The 16,178-nt window shown below is 72.2% G+C and carries 13 protein-coding genes; 5 read left to right on the forward strand and 8 right to left on the reverse strand.

The window, feature by feature from the left end; translation table 11 throughout:
* Window positions 1-23 precede the first annotated feature (23 nt).
* Together IG78_RS0115590 and IG78_RS0115595 are read right to left on the reverse strand one after the other, a co-directional pair.
* Window positions 24-1,466, reverse strand: coding sequence for a pyridoxal phosphate-dependent decarboxylase family protein (locus IG78_RS0115590; RefSeq protein ID WP_030563402.1), 1,443 nt, complete (start codon window positions 1,464-1,466; stop codon window positions 24-26).
* Between the two features lie 343 nt (window positions 1,467-1,809).
* Window positions 1,810-2,865 (reverse strand): ABC transporter substrate-binding protein, encoded by a 1,056-nt coding sequence (locus IG78_RS0115595; RefSeq protein WP_030563404.1) that lies wholly within the window; start codon window positions 2,863-2,865, stop codon window positions 1,810-1,812.
* A 208-nt stretch (window positions 2,866-3,073) separates the two neighbouring features.
* Between IG78_RS0115595 and IG78_RS42180 the strand changes: the two genes are divergently transcribed.
* Entirely contained in the window at window positions 3,074-3,418 is a 345-nt protein-coding gene (locus tag IG78_RS42180; RefSeq protein WP_051852661.1) for an ATP-binding protein, read from the forward strand.
* 112 nt (window positions 3,419-3,530) lie between these two features.
* On the opposite strand, the gene IG78_RS0115605 is transcribed toward IG78_RS42180, so the two are convergent.
* From IG78_RS0115605 to IG78_RS0115620, 4 genes are read right to left on the reverse strand one after another with little or no spacing between them, the layout of a single operon-like run.
* Window positions 3,531-4,691 (reverse strand): acyl-CoA dehydrogenase family protein, encoded by a 1,161-nt coding sequence (locus IG78_RS0115605; protein WP_030563407.1) that lies wholly within the window; start codon window positions 4,689-4,691, stop codon window positions 3,531-3,533.
* 5 nt (window positions 4,692-4,696) lie between these two features.
* Window positions 4,697-5,674 (reverse strand): hydroxymethylglutaryl-CoA lyase, encoded by a 978-nt coding sequence (locus IG78_RS0115610; protein ID WP_030563409.1) that lies wholly within the window; start codon window positions 5,672-5,674, stop codon window positions 4,697-4,699.
* Window positions 5,671-7,686 carry an ATP-binding protein gene (locus IG78_RS0115615; RefSeq protein ID WP_030563411.1) on the reverse strand — a complete coding sequence of 672 codons (2,016 nt, stop codon included), beginning with the start codon at window positions 7,684-7,686 and terminating at the stop codon, window positions 5,671-5,673. Before IG78_RS0115615 ends, IG78_RS0115610 begins: the two co-directional genes overlap by 4 nt.
* A 20-nt stretch (window positions 7,687-7,706) precedes the next feature.
* Window positions 7,707-9,323: a carboxyl transferase domain-containing protein gene (locus IG78_RS0115620; protein WP_030563413.1), complete on the reverse strand. Its 1,617-nt coding sequence runs from the start codon at window positions 9,321-9,323 to the stop codon at window positions 7,707-7,709.
* An 82-nt stretch (window positions 9,324-9,405) separates the two neighbouring features.
* Between IG78_RS0115620 and IG78_RS0115625 the strand changes: the two genes are divergently transcribed.
* From IG78_RS0115625 to IG78_RS0115640, 4 genes are all read left to right on the forward strand, one after another.
* A complete protein-coding gene (locus IG78_RS0115625; protein WP_051852662.1) occupies window positions 9,406-10,059 on the forward strand; it encodes an SACE_7040 family transcriptional regulator in 654 nt (217 codons plus the stop codon).
* Between the two features lie 145 nt (window positions 10,060-10,204).
* Complete coding sequence (locus IG78_RS0115630) at window positions 10,205-11,362, forward strand: acyl-CoA dehydrogenase family protein (RefSeq protein ID WP_030563418.1); 1,158 nt, start codon at window positions 10,205-10,207, stop codon at window positions 11,360-11,362.
* 82 nt (window positions 11,363-11,444) lie between these two features.
* Complete coding sequence (locus IG78_RS0115635) at window positions 11,445-12,317, forward strand: acyl-CoA thioesterase (RefSeq protein WP_030563419.1); 873 nt, start codon at window positions 11,445-11,447, stop codon at window positions 12,315-12,317.
* A 56-nt stretch (window positions 12,318-12,373) separates the two neighbouring features.
* Window positions 12,374-13,354 (forward strand): cation diffusion facilitator family transporter, encoded by a 981-nt coding sequence (locus IG78_RS0115640; RefSeq protein WP_030563421.1) that lies wholly within the window; start codon window positions 12,374-12,376, stop codon window positions 13,352-13,354.
* Window positions 13,355-13,397: 43 nt separating this feature from the next.
* Here the strand turns inward: IG78_RS0115640 and IG78_RS0115645 are convergent, their stop codons facing one another.
* Complete coding sequence (locus tag IG78_RS0115645) at window positions 13,398-14,207, reverse strand: phosphatase (RefSeq protein WP_030563423.1); 810 nt, start codon at window positions 14,205-14,207, stop codon at window positions 13,398-13,400.
* A gap of 68 nt (window positions 14,208-14,275) precedes the next feature.
* Entirely contained in the window at window positions 14,276-16,111 is a 1,836-nt protein-coding gene (locus tag IG78_RS0115650; protein ID WP_078964941.1) for a PucR family transcriptional regulator, read from the reverse strand.
* Window positions 16,112-16,178: the final 67 nt, after the last annotated feature.

Genomic DNA, 16,178 nt, shown 5'->3' on the forward strand with positions numbered 1-16,178 from the left:
CCGTCGGCTGCGCGTCGCGGAGGTCAGCTTGCGCGGTCAAGGTTCTCTCCCAGGTACTGCTCGGCGTGGCCGGCGATCAGATCGAGGACGGCGGCGATGTCGTCGGCCGTGGTCTCGGGGTTGAGCAGGGTGAACTTCAGGTACTGGCGGTCGCCCACCTTGGTGCCCGCGACCACGGCGTCACCGGAGGCGAACAGGGCCTTGCGGGCGTACAGGTTGGCGCGGTCGATGGCGGCCGGATCGCAGACCGCCTCCGGTATGCAGCGGAAGACGAGGGTGGAGAGCTGCGGCTGCACCACGACGTCGAAGCGCGGGTCGGCGGCGAGCAGGTCGAAGCCCCGCGCGGCCAGGTCGCAGACCTCGTCGAAGAGGTCACCGACGGCGTCCGCGCCCATCACGCGCAGCGTCATCCACAGTTTCAGGGCGTCGAAGCGGCGGGTCGTCTGCAGGGACTTGTCCACCTGGTTGGGGATACGTTCCCGCACCGCGCGCCGGGGGTTGAGGTACTCGGCGTGGTAGGTGACGTGGCGGAGCGTCACTCCGTCCCTGACGAGCAGCGCCGAGGAGCTGACCGGCTGGAAGAAGGCCTTGTGGTAGTCGACGGTGACGGAGTCGGCGCGCTCGATGCCGTCGAGCAGATGGCGCCGGGTGCGCGAGGCGAGCAGCCCGCAGCCGTAGGCGGCGTCGACGTGCAGCCACGTCCCGTACTGCGCGCAGAGGTCGGCGATCTGCGGCAGCGGGTCGATGGAACCGAAGTCGGTGGTGCCCGCGGTGGCGACGACGGCCATGGGGACGAGGCCTTCGCGGTCCAGACGGGCCAGCTCCCGGGCGAGTGCGACGGTCTGCATGCGCTTGTCGCGGTCGGTGGGGATCACGATGACGGCGTCCTGCCCGAGCCCCAGCATCTTGGCGGCCTTCTGGACGCTGAAGTGGCCGACCTCGGAGGCGAGGACGCGCAGTTGGGCGGGGGAGTCCGTCTTCGCCTCCTCACGGGCGAGCAGCAGCGCCTGGAGGTTGGACTGCGTACCCCCGGAGGTGAAGACACCGTCGGCGGCGGGTCCGAGGCCGATGCGCCCGGCCGTCCAGTCGACGAGGCGGCGCTCGATGAGGGTGCCGCCCGCGGACTGGTCGAAGGTGTCGAGGGAGGAGTTCACGGCGGACAGGACGGCCTCGCCGAGCACGGCCGGGATGACGACCGGGCAGTTGAGGTGGGCGAGGTAGCGGGGGTGGTGGAAGTAGACGGCGTCGCGCAGATACAGCTCGTCGAGCTCGTCGAGGGCGGCGACGGTGTCGTGCAGCGGGGTGTCGAGGTCGACTGCCTCGACGCGGGGGGAGAGGTCGTCGGCGCCGACGCCGGTGAACGGGCGGGAGGTGGTGGCGATTCTGGCCGCCACCCGCTCGACTCCTTCGGTCACGGAGGCGCGGTACCGCTCCGTGGTGGTGTCGTTGAGCAGGTGCGAGCGCATGAACTGTCCTCCAGGTGAGGGGACTTGGTCGCGCCCCCGGGGCAGGGCACAGCAGGGAGGGCCCGGGGGCGCGACTTGGAACTTAGGTTAGCCTAACGTAAGTTCTTTTTTCGTCTCTGCTTGGGGGGTGTGCAGGGCATGCGGGGGTGGGGGTGCGACAACGCCGCCCAACTGCGGGGAGGCAGTCGGGCGGCGCTGGGAAGGTTCTTTCTTGAGCCTGGCCGACGGGGCCGGGAGGGGGTTCGAACTGGTCGGCGGGGAGTCTGAGCCCGTCCGGCGATTGAGGACGAGCAGGCCGAAGGCCGCGACGGGCGGCGCCCAAGGCCTCCGTTCACCACCCCGTTCAGGCCACCATCTTCGCCTTCTCGATGGCCTCCGCCAGGTCCTCCAGGATCGGCGCGCACTTGTCGTACGAGAAGATCGGCTCGGTCACGCGGGGGATGACCTGCTTGGCCTTGACGGCGGGGAGCTTCGCCCAGGTCGGCTTCTGCTCGGCGAGGCCGGCGGGCTGCAGGGCGGAGGTGCGGTTGTCCATCATGATGACGTCGGCCTTGTACTTGTCGACGTTCTCCCAGGACAGGTTCTCGAACCAGCCACCGCTCTCCTTGAGGGTCTTCGCGGGCGGCTCCACGAGGTTCACGCCGAGGGCCTTGAAGTACTCGAGGTCGGCGGAGAGGTTGGACCCGGAGACGTAGAAAATATCCTGGCTGGCGGACCCGACGAGCACCTTGATCTCGGGCCGCGACTTCGCGGCCTTGCGCAGCCGCTCGGCGGCGGCCTCGAAGCGCTTCTTCGCCTTGACCACCTTGTCGGCCTGCACGTCGGCGCCGAGGGACTCGGCGAGGGCGAGCAGGCGCTCCAGGGGCTTGGTCATCTGACGGTCGTAGACCGAGACGCCGACGCTCGGGGCCGGCTTGAGGATCTTGTCCTTGGAGGCCTCGGGGACGTACCAGAGGGTGCCCTTGTCGTCGAACATCGTGGAGATGAGCAGATCGGGCTGGAGGCCGACGTACTTCTCGATGTTGAACTGGTCCCAGGCGTTGCCGAGGACGGTCACCTTGCTGATGTCCATGTCACCGGCCTGGACATCCGGCTTGCCGTCCTTGGTCTTCGTCGGGCCGAAGACGCCCTTGACCTCGATGCCGTAGTCGAACAGAGCGGCGGCGACGCCGGTGAACGCCACGATGTTCTTGGGCGTCGAGCCGGTCTCGGCCGTCTTGCCCCGGTCATCCGTGAACGACCAGGCACCGTCCTTGCCGGTGCCGCCGTCCTCGGCGCCACCCTTGCTTCCCTTGTCCCCCTTGTCGTCCCCGCAGGCTGCGAGAACGGCGGTGAGGCCGAGGGCGCCACCTGCGGCGAGGATGCCGCGGCGCGAGGGCTTGCGGGGGGTGTGGGGCATGGGGGTCTCTGCTTTCGTACGGGGTCCTGGCCGGAAGTGGTGCTTAGGTTAACCTAACCTTCCCTCGGCGCAGGCGACCCCCCTGGCTCATGGGGTGGACGTCGTCCCGCTGTGCTTCGTGAGCGTGCCGCGTCCTCCGTGGTCGGGCACGAGGCCCCCGGTTCGTCGTCGGCGGCCGCCATGGCCCTTCCCTCGCGCGCACGTCTCTGTGCGTACCGCACGCGCCTTTGCCGTGGAAACCCTTATGGAGTGGGGCGTCACCGACCGCCTTGACGACGTACGGCTCTGCGTTTCCGAACTCGCCACCAACGCCTTGCCGCACGGCGTGCCGCCGGGGCGCGAGTTCAGCTTGCGAATCACCATCGACGGCTCCCTGATCCGCGTCGAGGTGCGTGACAGTGGGGGCGGATGTCTGGAGACGGGGCGCGGTGGAGCTGATGACTGCGGCGGCAGAGGGCTTCATATCGTGCAGGCCTTGAGCGATGACTTCGGCGTCACGCCACGCCTGCTTCCCGCCGCCCCCGGCCGGGCTGTGGGGTACCTCAACCTGTGAGCTGTCGCCTGCCGGACGGGCTGGTTCATTCAGCCCGTCCGGCGTTTGAGGACGAGCGCGCAGCGCGATGAAAGGGCGGGTGGGTGGGGAGAGAAAAGGGAGCGGCGCGGCCTCAGCCCGTGAGGCCCAGTTCGCGGGCGATCAGCATGCGCTGCACCTCACTGGTCCCCTCCCCGATCTCCAGGATCTTGGAGTCCCGCCACATCCGCGCCACCGGATACTCGTTCATGAAGCCGTAGCCGCCATGGATCTGCGTGGCCTCGCGCGCGTTGTCGACGGCGATCGTCGAGGAGTGCAGCTTCGCGAGGGCGGCCTCCTTCTTGAAGGGCTCCCCGGCGACCAGGCGTGACGCCGCGTCCCGCCAGGCGAGGCGGGCCGTGTACGCCTTCATCTCCATGTCGGCGATCTTGAACTGGATGGCCTGGTTCGCGCCGATGGGCCGGCCGAAGGCGTGCCGCTCCTTGGCGTACTTCACCGACTCGTCGACGCAGCCCTGCGCGAGGCCCGTGGCGAGCGCCGCGATCGCGATCCGGCCCTCGTCCAGGATGCGGAGGAACTGCGCGTACCCGCGCCCGATCTCGCCGAGCAGGTTCGCCCGTGGCACCCGTACGTCCGCGAACGACAGCTCCCGGGTGTCCGAGGCGTTCCAGCCCACCTTCGAGTACGGCGCCGCGACCGTGAAGCCGGGGGTGCCGGAGGGCACGATGATCGAGGAGATGAGGGGTTTGCCCGCATCCGTGCGGCCCGTCACCGCCGTCACCGTCACCAGGCCCGTGATGTCCGTACCGGAGTTGGTGATGAAGCACTTGGTGCCGTTGATGACCCACTCGTCCGTCGCCTCGTCCAGGCGCGCGGTGGTGCGCGTGCCGCCCGCGTCCGAACCGCCGTCCGGCTCGGTCAGGCCGAACGCGCCGAGCAGCTCGCCCGCGCACAGCTTCGGCAGCCACTCCCGCTTCTGCTCCTCGGTGCCGAAGAGGTGCAGGGGCATGGCGCCGAGCGACACGCCCGCTTCGAGGGTGATGGCTACGGAGGAGTCGACGCGCGCCAGTTCCTCCAGGGCGATGCCGAGCGCGAGATAGTCGCCGCCCATGCCGCCGTACTCCTCGGGGAACGGCAGCCCGAACAGGCCCATGCGGCCCATCTCGCGCACGATCTCGTACGGGAACTCGTGCCGCTCGTAGAGGTCGCCGATCTTCGGGGCGACCACGTCGTGCGCGAACTCCTCGACGGTGCGCCGGAGTTCCTCGTGCTCGGGGGAGAGGTGGTGATCCATGGTTTTCACTGCTCCTGGTGGGAGAGGGCACGCACGGTGCGGGACGGGCTCGGTCGGCCCAGACGGCCGGCCATCCACACGCTGGTGGCGGTGAGACGGCCGAGGTCGACCCCGGTCTCGATGCCGAGGCCGTGAAGCATCCACACGAGGTCTTCGGTGGCGAGGTTGCCGGTGGCGCTCTTGGCGTACGGGCAGCCGCCGAGGCCGCCCGCGGAGGCGTCCACGGTCGTCACCCCGTGCCGCAGCGCGGCCAGAGTGTTGGCAAGCGCCTGGCCGTACGTGTCGTGGAAGTGCACGGCGAGGAGGTGCGTGGGTACGCCCCCGTCGTTCAGGGCGGTCAGGAGTGCCTGTACGTGGCCCGGCGTGGCCACGCCGATGGTGTCGCCGAGGCTCAGTTCGTCGCAGCCCATGTCGAGCAGGGCCTTGCAGACCCGGACCACCTGCGGGACCGGGACCGCGCCCTCCCACGGGTCCCCGAAGCACATCGACAGATAGCCGCGTACGTGCACCAGGTCGTCCGGCGCCTCGGACGCCTTCGCCCGCGCCACCACCGGCTCGAACATCGCGAGCGCCTCGTCCACCGTGCGGTTCAGGTTGGCCTTGGCGAAGGACTCGGTGGCGCTGGCGAAGACGGCGACCCGGCGGGCGCCGAGCGCAAGGGCGCGGTCCAGGCCGCGGGCGTTCGGGACCAGGACGGGCAGATCCACCCCTTCGATGCCCTGGATCCGGGGAAACAGTTGCTCGGCGTCCGCCAACTGCGGCACCCACTCGGGGTGCACGAAGCTCGTCGCCTCGATCGTGGTCAGGCCCGCGTCGGCCAGGCGGTGGATGAACTCCGCCTTGGTCTCGGTCGGGACCGTGGCCTTCTCGTTCTGGAGGCCGTCGCGGGCGCCCACCTCGTGGATGCGGACCCTGGCCGGGAGGCCCTCGGCCGGTACGACCATGGGCAGGGGGCCCGGAACGTTCGTCTGTGCGGCGGTCATGACGTCTCCTCGTCCGCCGGCACCACCACGGCCAGGACCTGGTCCATCGCGACCGTGGAGCCCGGGGTGACGTCCAGTTCCGTGACGGTGCCCGCGTGCGGCGCGGAGATGACGTGCTCCATCTTCATCGCCTCGACGACGAGGAGGCTCTGGCCCGCCGTCACCGTGTCGCCGGGGGCGACCTTGACCACCGTGACGGTGCCGGGCATGGGGGCCGTCAGGGCGTCCGCGCCCGCGTGGGCCGCGCCGGTCAGGGCCGCCTCCACCGGGTCGTGGTCCTGAACGTGCCAGGCGTCGCCGTCCCTGCCGAGCCAGTCGGCCGCGTGGTGGAAGGTGTGGGTGCGGCCGTCGAGGTGGAGGGTGAGGCGCTGCGCGGAGGCTTCCCCGAGCCCGCCCCTTCCCGAAACCAGGGGGCTGTGCCCCCTGGCCCCCCCGAAGTCGGCTTCGACGTCTCCGTCGGCCGTGAGACGTGTCCTGACGGACACAGGTTCGTGGCCCGGCACGCGCAGATGGTGCACGGTCCACGCGGCCTCCCCGCCGAGCCGCCACCCACTGCCCACCGAGAACGGGTCCACCCAGCTTCCGGCCGCCGCCACCGGCCTCGCGCCGACCCGCACCAGCGCGGCAGCCATATACACCTCGACCGGAACATCCGCCTCGACCAGGCCCTCGGCGTCCCGCTCCACCAACCCGGTGTCCAACTCCCCGGCCACCACCGCCGGATGAGCGAGCAGCCGCCGCAGGAACCCGGCGTTCGTCGGCACCCCCAGGGTCACCGTCCCCGCGAGCGCGGCCCGCAGCTTGCGCAGGGCGGTCGCCCGGTCGGGTCCGTACGCGATGACCTTCGACAGCATCGGGTCGTACAGGCTCCCGACCTCCGTGCCCTCGCTGAGCCCGGAGTCGGTGCGCACCCCGTCGCCGGAGGGCTCGTGCAGGGCGAGGACGGTGCCGCCCGAGGGCAGGAACCCACGGGCGGGGTCCTCGGCGCACAGGCGGGCCTCCACCGCGTGGCCGGTGAGACGGACGTCCTCCTGCCCGAAGGGCAGTGCCTCGCCCGCCGCCACCCGGAGCTGCCACTCCACCAGGTCGACTCCGGTGACCAGCTCCGTCACCGGGTGCTCGACCTGGAGGCGGGTGTTCATCTCCATGAAGTAGTACGAGGCCGGGTCGTCGCCGGGCACGATGAACTCGACCGTGCCCGCGCCGACGTACCCGCAGGAGCGCGCGGCCTCCACGGCGGCGGCACCCATCGCGGCGCGCGTCGCCTCGTCGAGCAGGACGCTGGGCGCCTCCTCGATGATCTTCTGGTGGCGGCGCTGGAGGGAGCACTCGCGCTCACCGAGGTGAAGTACGTTGCCGTGGCCGTCGGCGAGGACCTGGATCTCGATGTGCCGGGGGCGGTCCACCCAGCGTTCGACGAGCAGGGTGTCGTCGCCGAAGGAGGCACGGGCCTCGCGCCGGGCGGCGGCGATCTCCTCACCGAGGAGCGCCTCGTCGCGGACCAGGCGCATGCCCTTGCCGCCACCGCCCGCGGACGGCTTGAGGAGGACGGGCGTACCGATCTCGCGGGCCGCGTCGATGAGCTGGGCGTCGGTCAGGCCGCTGCCGGACGAGCCGGGCACCACCGGCACCCCGGCCGCACGTACCGTCTGCTTCGCGCGGATCTTGTCGCCCATCAGGTCGATCGCGGACGCGGGCGGCCCGATGAAGGTGAGGCCCGCGTCGGCGCAGGCCTGCGCGAAGGCGGCGTTCTCGGCGAGGAAGCCATAGCCGGGGTGGACGGCCTGCGCGCCGGCGGAGGCGGCGGCCGCGAGCAGCCGCTCCATGGAGAGGTAGCTCTCGGCGGCGGGGGCGGGCCCGATGCGCACCGCGGTGTCGGCCTCGCGCACGTGCCGGGCGTCGGCGTCGGCGTCGGAGAAGACGGCCACCGAACGGACGCCCAGGGCCCGCAGCGTACGGATGACGCGCACGGCGATCTCACCGCGGTTGGCCACGAGGACTGTCTCGAACATGCTCATTGCGTGTCTGCCCCTCACATCCGGAAGACGCCGAAGCCGCGTTCGCCGAGCGGCGCCCCGGCACACGCGGTCAGCGCGAGGCCGAGGACCTGGCGGGTCTCCAACGGGTCGATGACGCCGTCGTCCCACAGCCGGGCCGTGGCGTAGTAGGCGTTGCCCTGCTCTTCGTACTGCGCGCGGACCGGGGCCTTGAAGGCCTCCTCGTCCTCCTGCGACCACTGTTCGCCGCGGCCTTCGAGCTGGTCGCGCTTGACGGTCGCGAGCACGGACGCGGCCTGCTCGCCGCCCATCACCGAGATCTTGGCGTTGGGCCACATCCACAGGAAGCGCGGCGAGTAAGCCCGGCCGCACATGGAGTAGTTGCCCGCTCCGTACGAGCCGCCCACCACGACGGTCAGCTTCGGTACGCGCGTACAGGCCACGGCCGTGACCATCTTCGCGCCGTGCTTGGCGATGCCCCCGGCCTCGTAGTCACGGCCGACCATGAAGCCGGAGATGTTCTGGAGGAAGACCAGCGGGATGCCGCGCTGGTCGCACAGCTCGATGAAGTGGGCGCCCTTCTGGGCGGACTCCGAGAACAGGATGCCGTTGTTCGCGACGATGCCGACCGGGTGGCCGTGGATGTGCGCGAAGCCCGTGACCAGGGTCTGGCCGTACTCGGACTTGAACTCGGCGAAGCGGGAGCCGTCGACGACGCGGGCGATGACCTCGCGTACGTCGTAGGGCGTACGGGAGTCCACGGGCACGGCGCCGTACAGGCCGAGGGGGTCGACCTTGGGCTCATCGACCGGGCGGACCTCCCAGGGCGCGGCGCCGCGCGCCGGCAGCGTGGAGACGATCGTGCGGACGATGCGCAGGGCGTGCGGGTCGTCCTCCGCGAGGTGGTCGGTGACGCCCGAGACCCGGGAGTGGACCTCGCCGCCGCCAAGCTCCTCCGCCGTGACGACCTCGCCGGTCGCCGCCTTCACCAGGGGCGGGCCGCCGAGGAAGATCGTGCCCTGGTTGCGGACGATCACGGCCTCGTCGCTCATCGCGGGAACGTAGGCGCCGCCCGCCGTGCAGGAGCCGAGGACGGCCGCGATCTGCGGGATACCGGCGCCCGAGAGCCGCGCCTGGTTGTAGAAGATCCGCCCGAAGTGCTCCCGGTCGGGGAACACCTCGTCCTGCATCGGCAGGAAGGCGCCGCCCGAGTCGACCAGGTAGACGCAGGGCAGCCGGTTCTCCAGGGCCACCTCCTGCGCGCGCAGGTGCTTCTTCACCGTCATCGGGTAGTACGTGCCGCCCTTGACCGTGGCGTCATTGGCGACGATCACGCACTCGCGCCCGCTGACCCTGCCGATGCCCGCGATCACCCCGGCCGCCGGGGCGTCACCCCCGTACAGACCGTCGGCCGCGAGGGGCGCGATCTCCAGGAACGGCGAGCCGGGGTCGAGGAGGGCGTCCACGCGGTCGCGCGGCAGCAGCTTGCCGCGCGCCACATGCCGCTGCCGGGCGCGCTCGCCGCCACCGAGGCGGGCCGCGGCGAGCTTGCCGCGCAACTCCTCGACCAGGGCGCGGTGCGCCGCCTCGTTCGACCGCCAGGCGTCCGAGGCGGGATCCGCCGCGCTCGTGAGGACTGGTGCCTGTTGCATCCGCAGGGCTCCCACTGTTAGTGAGCGTTAACGTATGCGTTCAGGTTAACGACCGCTAACGACGCTGTCTAGAATTGTTTCCATGGCCACCAGGACCGACGCCCTCACCCGCCGCGAGCAGATCCTCAAGGAAGCGGCCCGGCTGTTCGCCGAGCGCGGCTTCCACGGTGTCGGCGTCGACGAGATAGGGGCCGCCGTCGGTATCAGCGGCCCCGGCCTCTACCGGCACTTCGCGGGCAAGGACGCGATGCTGGCCGAGCTGCTCGTGGGGATCAGCGAGCAGCTCCTGCGGGGCGGCGAGCGGCGGGCCGCCGAGGCCGCGGGCTCGCCCGGTGCCGCGCTCGACTCGCTCATCGAGGGCCACATCGACTTCGCCCTCGACGACCGCCCCTTGATCACTCTCCACGACCGCGAGCTCGACCGCCTCCGGGACAGCGACCGCAAGCTGGTCCGCTCGCTCCAGCGGCGGTACGTGGAACTGTGGGTGACCGCGGTGCGGGAGGTGTACCCGGCCCTCGCGGAGGCGGAGGCCCGGGCGTCCGTGCACGCGGTGTTCGGCCTCCTGAACTCGACGCCGCACCTGGGCCGCGCGGGCTCGCTCCCGGACCGGGAGGGGATGGCGGGGCTGCTGCGCGGTTTGGCGCACGGCGCCCTGGCGGCGGTGGGACGGGCTCCGGCTCCGCCCGGGGAGGGTTCGATCCCCGCCGGAGGAAGTTCAAGCCCGTCCGGCGATTGAGGACGAGGAAGGCCGAAGGCCACGATCGACGGCGCGCGGCCCACCGGTCACGATTTCCGCCCTGGACGGTCACCGTAACCCACGGGTAACCTCCCCCTGAGCAAGCGCTTAGCAAAGGCGCCCCGGCGAAGAGGGAGAGAAACTCGTGCGGCGTACCGTCTTCAACGAGGACCACGAGGCGTTCCGGGACACCGTCCGGGCCTTCATCGAGGCCGAGGTCGTACCGGTCTACGACGAGTGGTTCGCGGCGGGCCAGGCGCCCAGGGACTTCTACTACAAGCTCGCCGAGCTCGGCGTCTTCGGCATCCGCGTCGACGAGGAGTTCGGCGGCGCGGGCATCGACTCGCACAAGTTCGACGCGGTCATGTACGAGGAGACCGCCCGCGCGGGCGTCTCCTTCGGCGGCTCCGGCGTGCATGTGCTGCTCGGTCTGCCGTACATCGAGATGCTCGCCACCGACGAGCAGAAGAAGCGCTTCCTGCCGAAGTTCGTCTCCGGCGAGGAGATGTGGGCGCTCGCCATGACCGAGCCGGGCACCGGCTCCGACGTCGCGGGCATGAAGACCACCGCCAAGCTCTCCGAGGACGGCACGCACTACGTCCTCAACGGTGCCAAGACCTTCATCACCGGCGGTGTGCACGCCGACCGTGTGATCGTCTGCGCCCGCACCTCCGCGCCGCGTGAGGACGACCGCCGCTTCGGCATCTCGCTGTTCGCCGTGGACACCAAGTCCGAGGGCTACTCCGTCGGCCGCAAGCTCGACAAGCTCGGCCTGAAGGTCTCCGACACCGCCGAACTGGCCTTCGTCGACGTCAAGGTCCCCGTCGAGGACCTGCTCGGCGAGGAGAACAAGGGCTTCGCCTACCTGGGCCACAACCTGGCGTCCGAGCGCTGGGGCATCGCCTTCGGCGCCTACGCGCAGGCCAAGGCGGCCGTCCGGTTCGCCAAGGAGTACGTGCAGGAGCGCACCGTCTTCGGCAAGTCGGTCGCCTCCTTCCAGAACACCAAGTTCGAGCTGGCCGCCTGCCAGGCCGAGGTGGACGCCGCCGAGGCCGTCGCCGACCGCGCCCTGGAGGCCCTGGACGCGGGCGAGCTGACCCCGGCCGAGGCCGCGTCCGCCAAGCTCTTCTGCACCGAGGTCGCCCACCGCGTCATCGACCGCTGCCTCCAGTTGCACGGCGGCTACGGCTTCATGAACGAGTACCCGATCGCGCGTCTGTACGCCGACAACCGCGTCAACCGCATCTACGGCGGCACCAGCGAGGTCATGAAGATGATCATCGCCAAGTCGATGGGGCTGTGAGCCGAGTCGACGGGCCTGTGAGGGGCCGCGACCGAGACGGCGTCCGGCGAGGCGGCGTCCGGCGATGCGGAGGCCGACGCCCATGAGCAGCGAACTCGATTCCCTGCTCGACCTCCTCGACCTGGAGCGGGTCGAGGAGGACATCTTCCGGGGCCGGAGCCGCTCGGCCCTGGTTCCCCGGGTCTTCGGCGGACAGGTCGCGGCCCAGGCCCTGGTGGCCGCGGGCCGCACCGTCCCCGAGGAGCGCCCCGCCCACTCCCTCCACGCCTATTTCCTGCGCCCCGGCGACCCCGGCGCGCCCATCGTCTACACCGTCGACCGCATCCGTGACGGCCGCTCCTTCACCACGCGCCGTGTCGTCGCCGTACAGCACGGCCAGCCGATCTTCCATCTCTCGGCGTCCTTCCAGACGTACGAGGAAGGCCTGGACCACCAGGACCGGATGCCGTCCGCGCCCGACCCGGAGACGCTGCCCACCGCCGCCGAGGCGCTGCCGCGCGATCTGCCCCCGGACGTCGCCAGGAGGCTGATCGAGTCGCGCGCCGCCGTCGACCTGCGCTACGCCGACGCGCCGCCCTGGGCCACCGCGGGCCGCCCGCGCGAGCCGCACTCCCAGGTCTGGTTCCGCACCAACGGCAAGCTCGGCGACGCGGACGCGGGCTCGCTCCTGCACGTCTGCCTGGCCACGTACGTCTCCGACATGACGCTGCTCGACTCCGTGCTCCTTGCCCACGGGCGCGGGGGCTGGGCCGTGGGGGACGTGGTCGGGGCCTCGCTGGACCACGCCATGTGGTTCCACCGTCCCTTCCGGGCCGACGAGTGGCTCCTGTACGACCAGGAGTCGCCCACCGCGGGCGGCGGCCGGGGCCTCGGGCAGGGGCGGATCTGGACGCGCGACGGACGCCTCGCCGTCACCGTCATCCAGGAGGGCGTCGTCAGGGTGCCGCGGGTCTAGTCGTCAGGGTGCCGCGGGTCCAGCAGGCGCGGGGGCATCCGGCATACTCGCCCAACATGGGTGAAAGCACGGTAGATACCCCCGAAGGCGAGACGGGCGAGACGGGCGAGACGGGCGGCGCGGGCGGCGGCGAAAGTACCTTCACCGTGGTCGTCGCCGCGGTCGCCAACCTCGGGATCGCCGTCGCCAAAGCCGTGGCCGGTGTCGTCAGCGGGTCCAGCGCGATGCTCTCCGAGGCCGCGCACTCCCTGGCCGACACCGTCACGGAGCTGATGCTGCTCGTCTCGCTGAAGAGCGCGGAGCGGCCCGCCGACGAGGAGCATCCGCTCGGCTACGGCGGCGCACGCTACATCTGGGCGCTGCTCGCCTCCGTCGCCACCTTCGTCGGCGGCGGTGTCTTCGCCGTGTACGACGGCGTGCACACCCTCACCCACGGCGAGGAACCCGGCGACCCGCTCATCTCGTACGTCGTCCTCGGCATCGCCTTCCTCCTGGAGGGCTACTCCCTGCGCACCGGATGGAAGCAGGCGCGGGGCGCGGCGGCACGGTTCGACGTACCCGTCAGGCACTATCTCCGGCGCACGCCCGACACCGCCGTGAAGGCCGTCGTCATGGAGGACTCCGCCGCGCTCGCGGGCCTCGTGCTCGCCGCGGGCGGCCTGCTCGGCGGGCAGCTCACCGGCTCCGGCGTCTGGGACGGCGTGGCGTCGCTGTGCATCGGCGTGCTGCTCGTGTACGTCGCGTGGGTCCTCGGGCACGCCAACGCGGAACTGCTCATCGGGCGGCCGCTGCCCGGGCCCGTCCGGGAGAAGGTACGGGCCGAACTCCTCGCGGACCCGCACGTGGTGGACGTACTGGAGCTGACCACGCTGCTCCAGGGGCCGAACGAGGCACTGGTCGCCGCGAAGGTGGACTTCCGGGACGTGTCCACGGCCGCGGAGATCGAGGCCGCCTGCGACCGGGTCACCCGGCGCGTCCAGGCCCGCTTTCCCGCTGTGCGGCGCGTGTATCTGGACCCCACGCCGGGGAGCCGTTGATCGCGGCCTGCGGCCTGGCTCGTCCGCAATCTCCCCCAAGCTCTCAAAGAGCGGGGAGGGGCCCCCTCGACTGGCTTGTCAGCCCGGCGGCGTCGAGCAGGTACGCCGTCAGCGGGTCGTAGAACCGGGGGTTGGTCACGTGGTCGTCGAGGGGGACCGTGACCTGTACGGTGCCCTCCGCCTCGCCGATGAACAGGGCCGGGTCGTTGCAGTCCGCGTACCCGAGGGAGTCGATTCCGCGCTGGCCCGCGCGCCCGGCCCAGCCGTGGTCGGCGACGACGAGGTCGGGCAGCGGGCGCTCCTCGCGGAGCAGGCCGTCCAGGATCGCGTTCATCGGCTCCGGCGAATGGGTGTGCCACAGGGTGGCGCCGCGCTCCAGGACGGCGACGTCGGCGAACTGGAAGACGAAGCCCTCGTCGGCCGTGAGGCCCTCGGGGATGACGACGATCTCGCAGCCCGCGGCGCGCAGCGCGGCAGCCGTCGCGCGGTGCACGTCGAGCAGCCCGCCGGGGTGGCCGGTCGCGAACAGGACGCGCTCCTTGCCCGCGGCGGCCTTGTGCAGCCGGCCCGCCATCCGCTCCAGGGCGTCGACCGTCAGCTCCGGGTCGATGGTGTCCTGGCCCTGCCGGTGCCCCGGGTCGTCGATGACGCCGCAGCGCTCGGCCATCACGGCCAGCACGTCCTGCTCGTCCCGCCAGCGGTCACCGAGTTCCAGACCCAGCCAGTAGTGCCGGTCGCCGTTCGCGAGCTTGCGGTAGTGGGAGAGGTTGTTCTCGCGGGGCGTGGCGACATCGCCGGCGATACGGGTACGGACGAGGTGGTCGACGAGCGCGGCGCGGCTGGGTATCGGCATGCGACCCATTGTGCCGTCGGCAACGGGGGCCGGGCGTGCCGTCCCGCACGGCGGACCTGTGCGGCGACTCACGTTACGGGCGGTACGGCCCCCTCCGGGGTGTCCGCGCGGCCGAGGGCGAACCACAGTTCCATGCGGACGTCCGGGTCGTCGAGGTCCGCGGCGAGGAGCGTCGCGCAGCGGGTGACGCGCTGGCGCACGGTGTTGCGGTGCACGGACAGCGCCGCCGCGGTGCGGTCCCAGCTCCCGTGCAGGGACAGCCAGGTGCGCAGCGTCTCGGTGAGCGGCACGCTGCCGCCGAGGGGTGCGAGCAGCGCCCGCGCGTGCGCGTCGGCCTCCGCGGGCCCCACGAGCCCGGCGAGCCCGCTCTCGCGGTGCCGCACAAGGGCCGCCCGGGTCGCCTCCGCCCGGCGCAGGGCCCGCGCGGCCTGCGCGTCGGCTGCGGGCAGCGACCCCGCGCCGGCGGGCGCGGAGACGCCGAGCGTCCAGCCGTCCTGCGGGGCCGGTGCCTGACCGGCGGGCAACAGCAGCCGCACGAAGCCCGGCTCGGGGTGGACGCCCGGGGTGCCGCCGACCCGGCCCCGGACGCTGGGGTGCGCCCCGTCGGCTTCGCCCTGACTGCCGGTGCGCGGCCCGTTGGCTCGGTCTCGGGTGTCGGGCCCTGCCTGCCCCTCCGCCCGCGCGTGCACGTCGACCAGCGTGCTGCCCAAGGCCGCCGCGAGGGCCGCGGTGTCGGGCGGCACGTCCGCACCGTCGTCGCGCCGCACGCGCGCGTGCACGACCGTCCACCGTTCGGCGCCGAGCAGCGGCACCACGTCCTCGGGCCGCGCGCCGAGCAGCAGCCGCACAAGGGCCGCGGACCGGGCGGACTCGGCGGTGCCCTGGTGCGGGGCGGTCAGCAGCGAGAGGAGTACGGCGGCGACCCCCGCCAGCATGTGGTCGCCGGGCTCCCGCCGCCGCGTGCCGACCCCGAGCGCGAGCCCGTGCGCCCCGGCCAGGGGGTAGGCCGCGAGGTGGACCCCGGCGACCGTGTCGGAGGCGGCGGCGGGGACGGGGCGCGGGGCCTGCGCGGGTGGCGCCGCTTCGGGGCGCCGGGGGGTGTCGGTGCCCTCTGCCGTGGCTCGGCCGCCCACCGCGCCCCTGCCAGGGTTGACCACCCCCACCAGCCGCTCCAGTGCAGCGGTGGCCGCCGGGCCCGGCCCCGTGCCCGCCGCCCGCGTGGGCACGCCGTCCGGCCCGTACAGCGCCGCGTAACCGCCGAGGCGCACCGCCAGTTGGCGCAGCAGGGCCGGGACCGCGTCCGGGCGGGCCGCCGCCGCGGCGAGGCCCTGCTGGGCCTGGGTGACGCGGCGCAGCTCGGCGTGGCGGGCCTCGGCCATGAGTTGCCAGACCGCGCGGGCGATGCCGCTGAACGTGGTGCGCGGCGGCACTTCCAGAAGCGGAAGGCCGTGCCGGTCACAGGCGTCAAGGAGCGCTTGCGGCACCGTGTCGTGCACGGGAGCCACGCCGAAGCCGAGGGCGGCGCCGCCCGCGGCCACGATGCGGGCCGCGTAGGTGTCCAGGTGGGCCTCTGCCCCGGCCGCCGGAACGTGCACCCCTGCGCTGAGCAGCAGCTCGCCGCCGAGGAGATACGGGTACGGGTCGGCCATCTCCGAGGTGTGCACCCAGTGCACGACGGCGCCGGTCGCTGCCGCGTCGGGGCCCGCGATCTGGCGCAGGCCGAGCTCGTCCTGGGCGAGGAGGGCGGCCAGTGGCACCGGCGGGGTGGGGGGCGCCGGGGGCGCGGGGTGCCCGGGGGGCCCGGGGGGCGCGGCGGGGGTCCCGGTCTCGGGGTGCTGGGCCTGGGGGTTCTGGGGCTCGGGGTTCTGGGGCTCGGGGTTCAGCACGATGGACAGTTCCTCCATCCACGGCTCGGTGAATGGAGGAAACGTACACTTCAGCGTCGCTTTCCGGCCACCTAAGGTCGTGCCG

The organism is Streptomyces aureocirculatus, assembly GCF_000720475.1.
GTDB classification, from domain to species: Bacteria; Actinomycetota; Actinomycetes; order Streptomycetales; family Streptomycetaceae; genus Streptomyces; species Streptomyces aureocirculatus.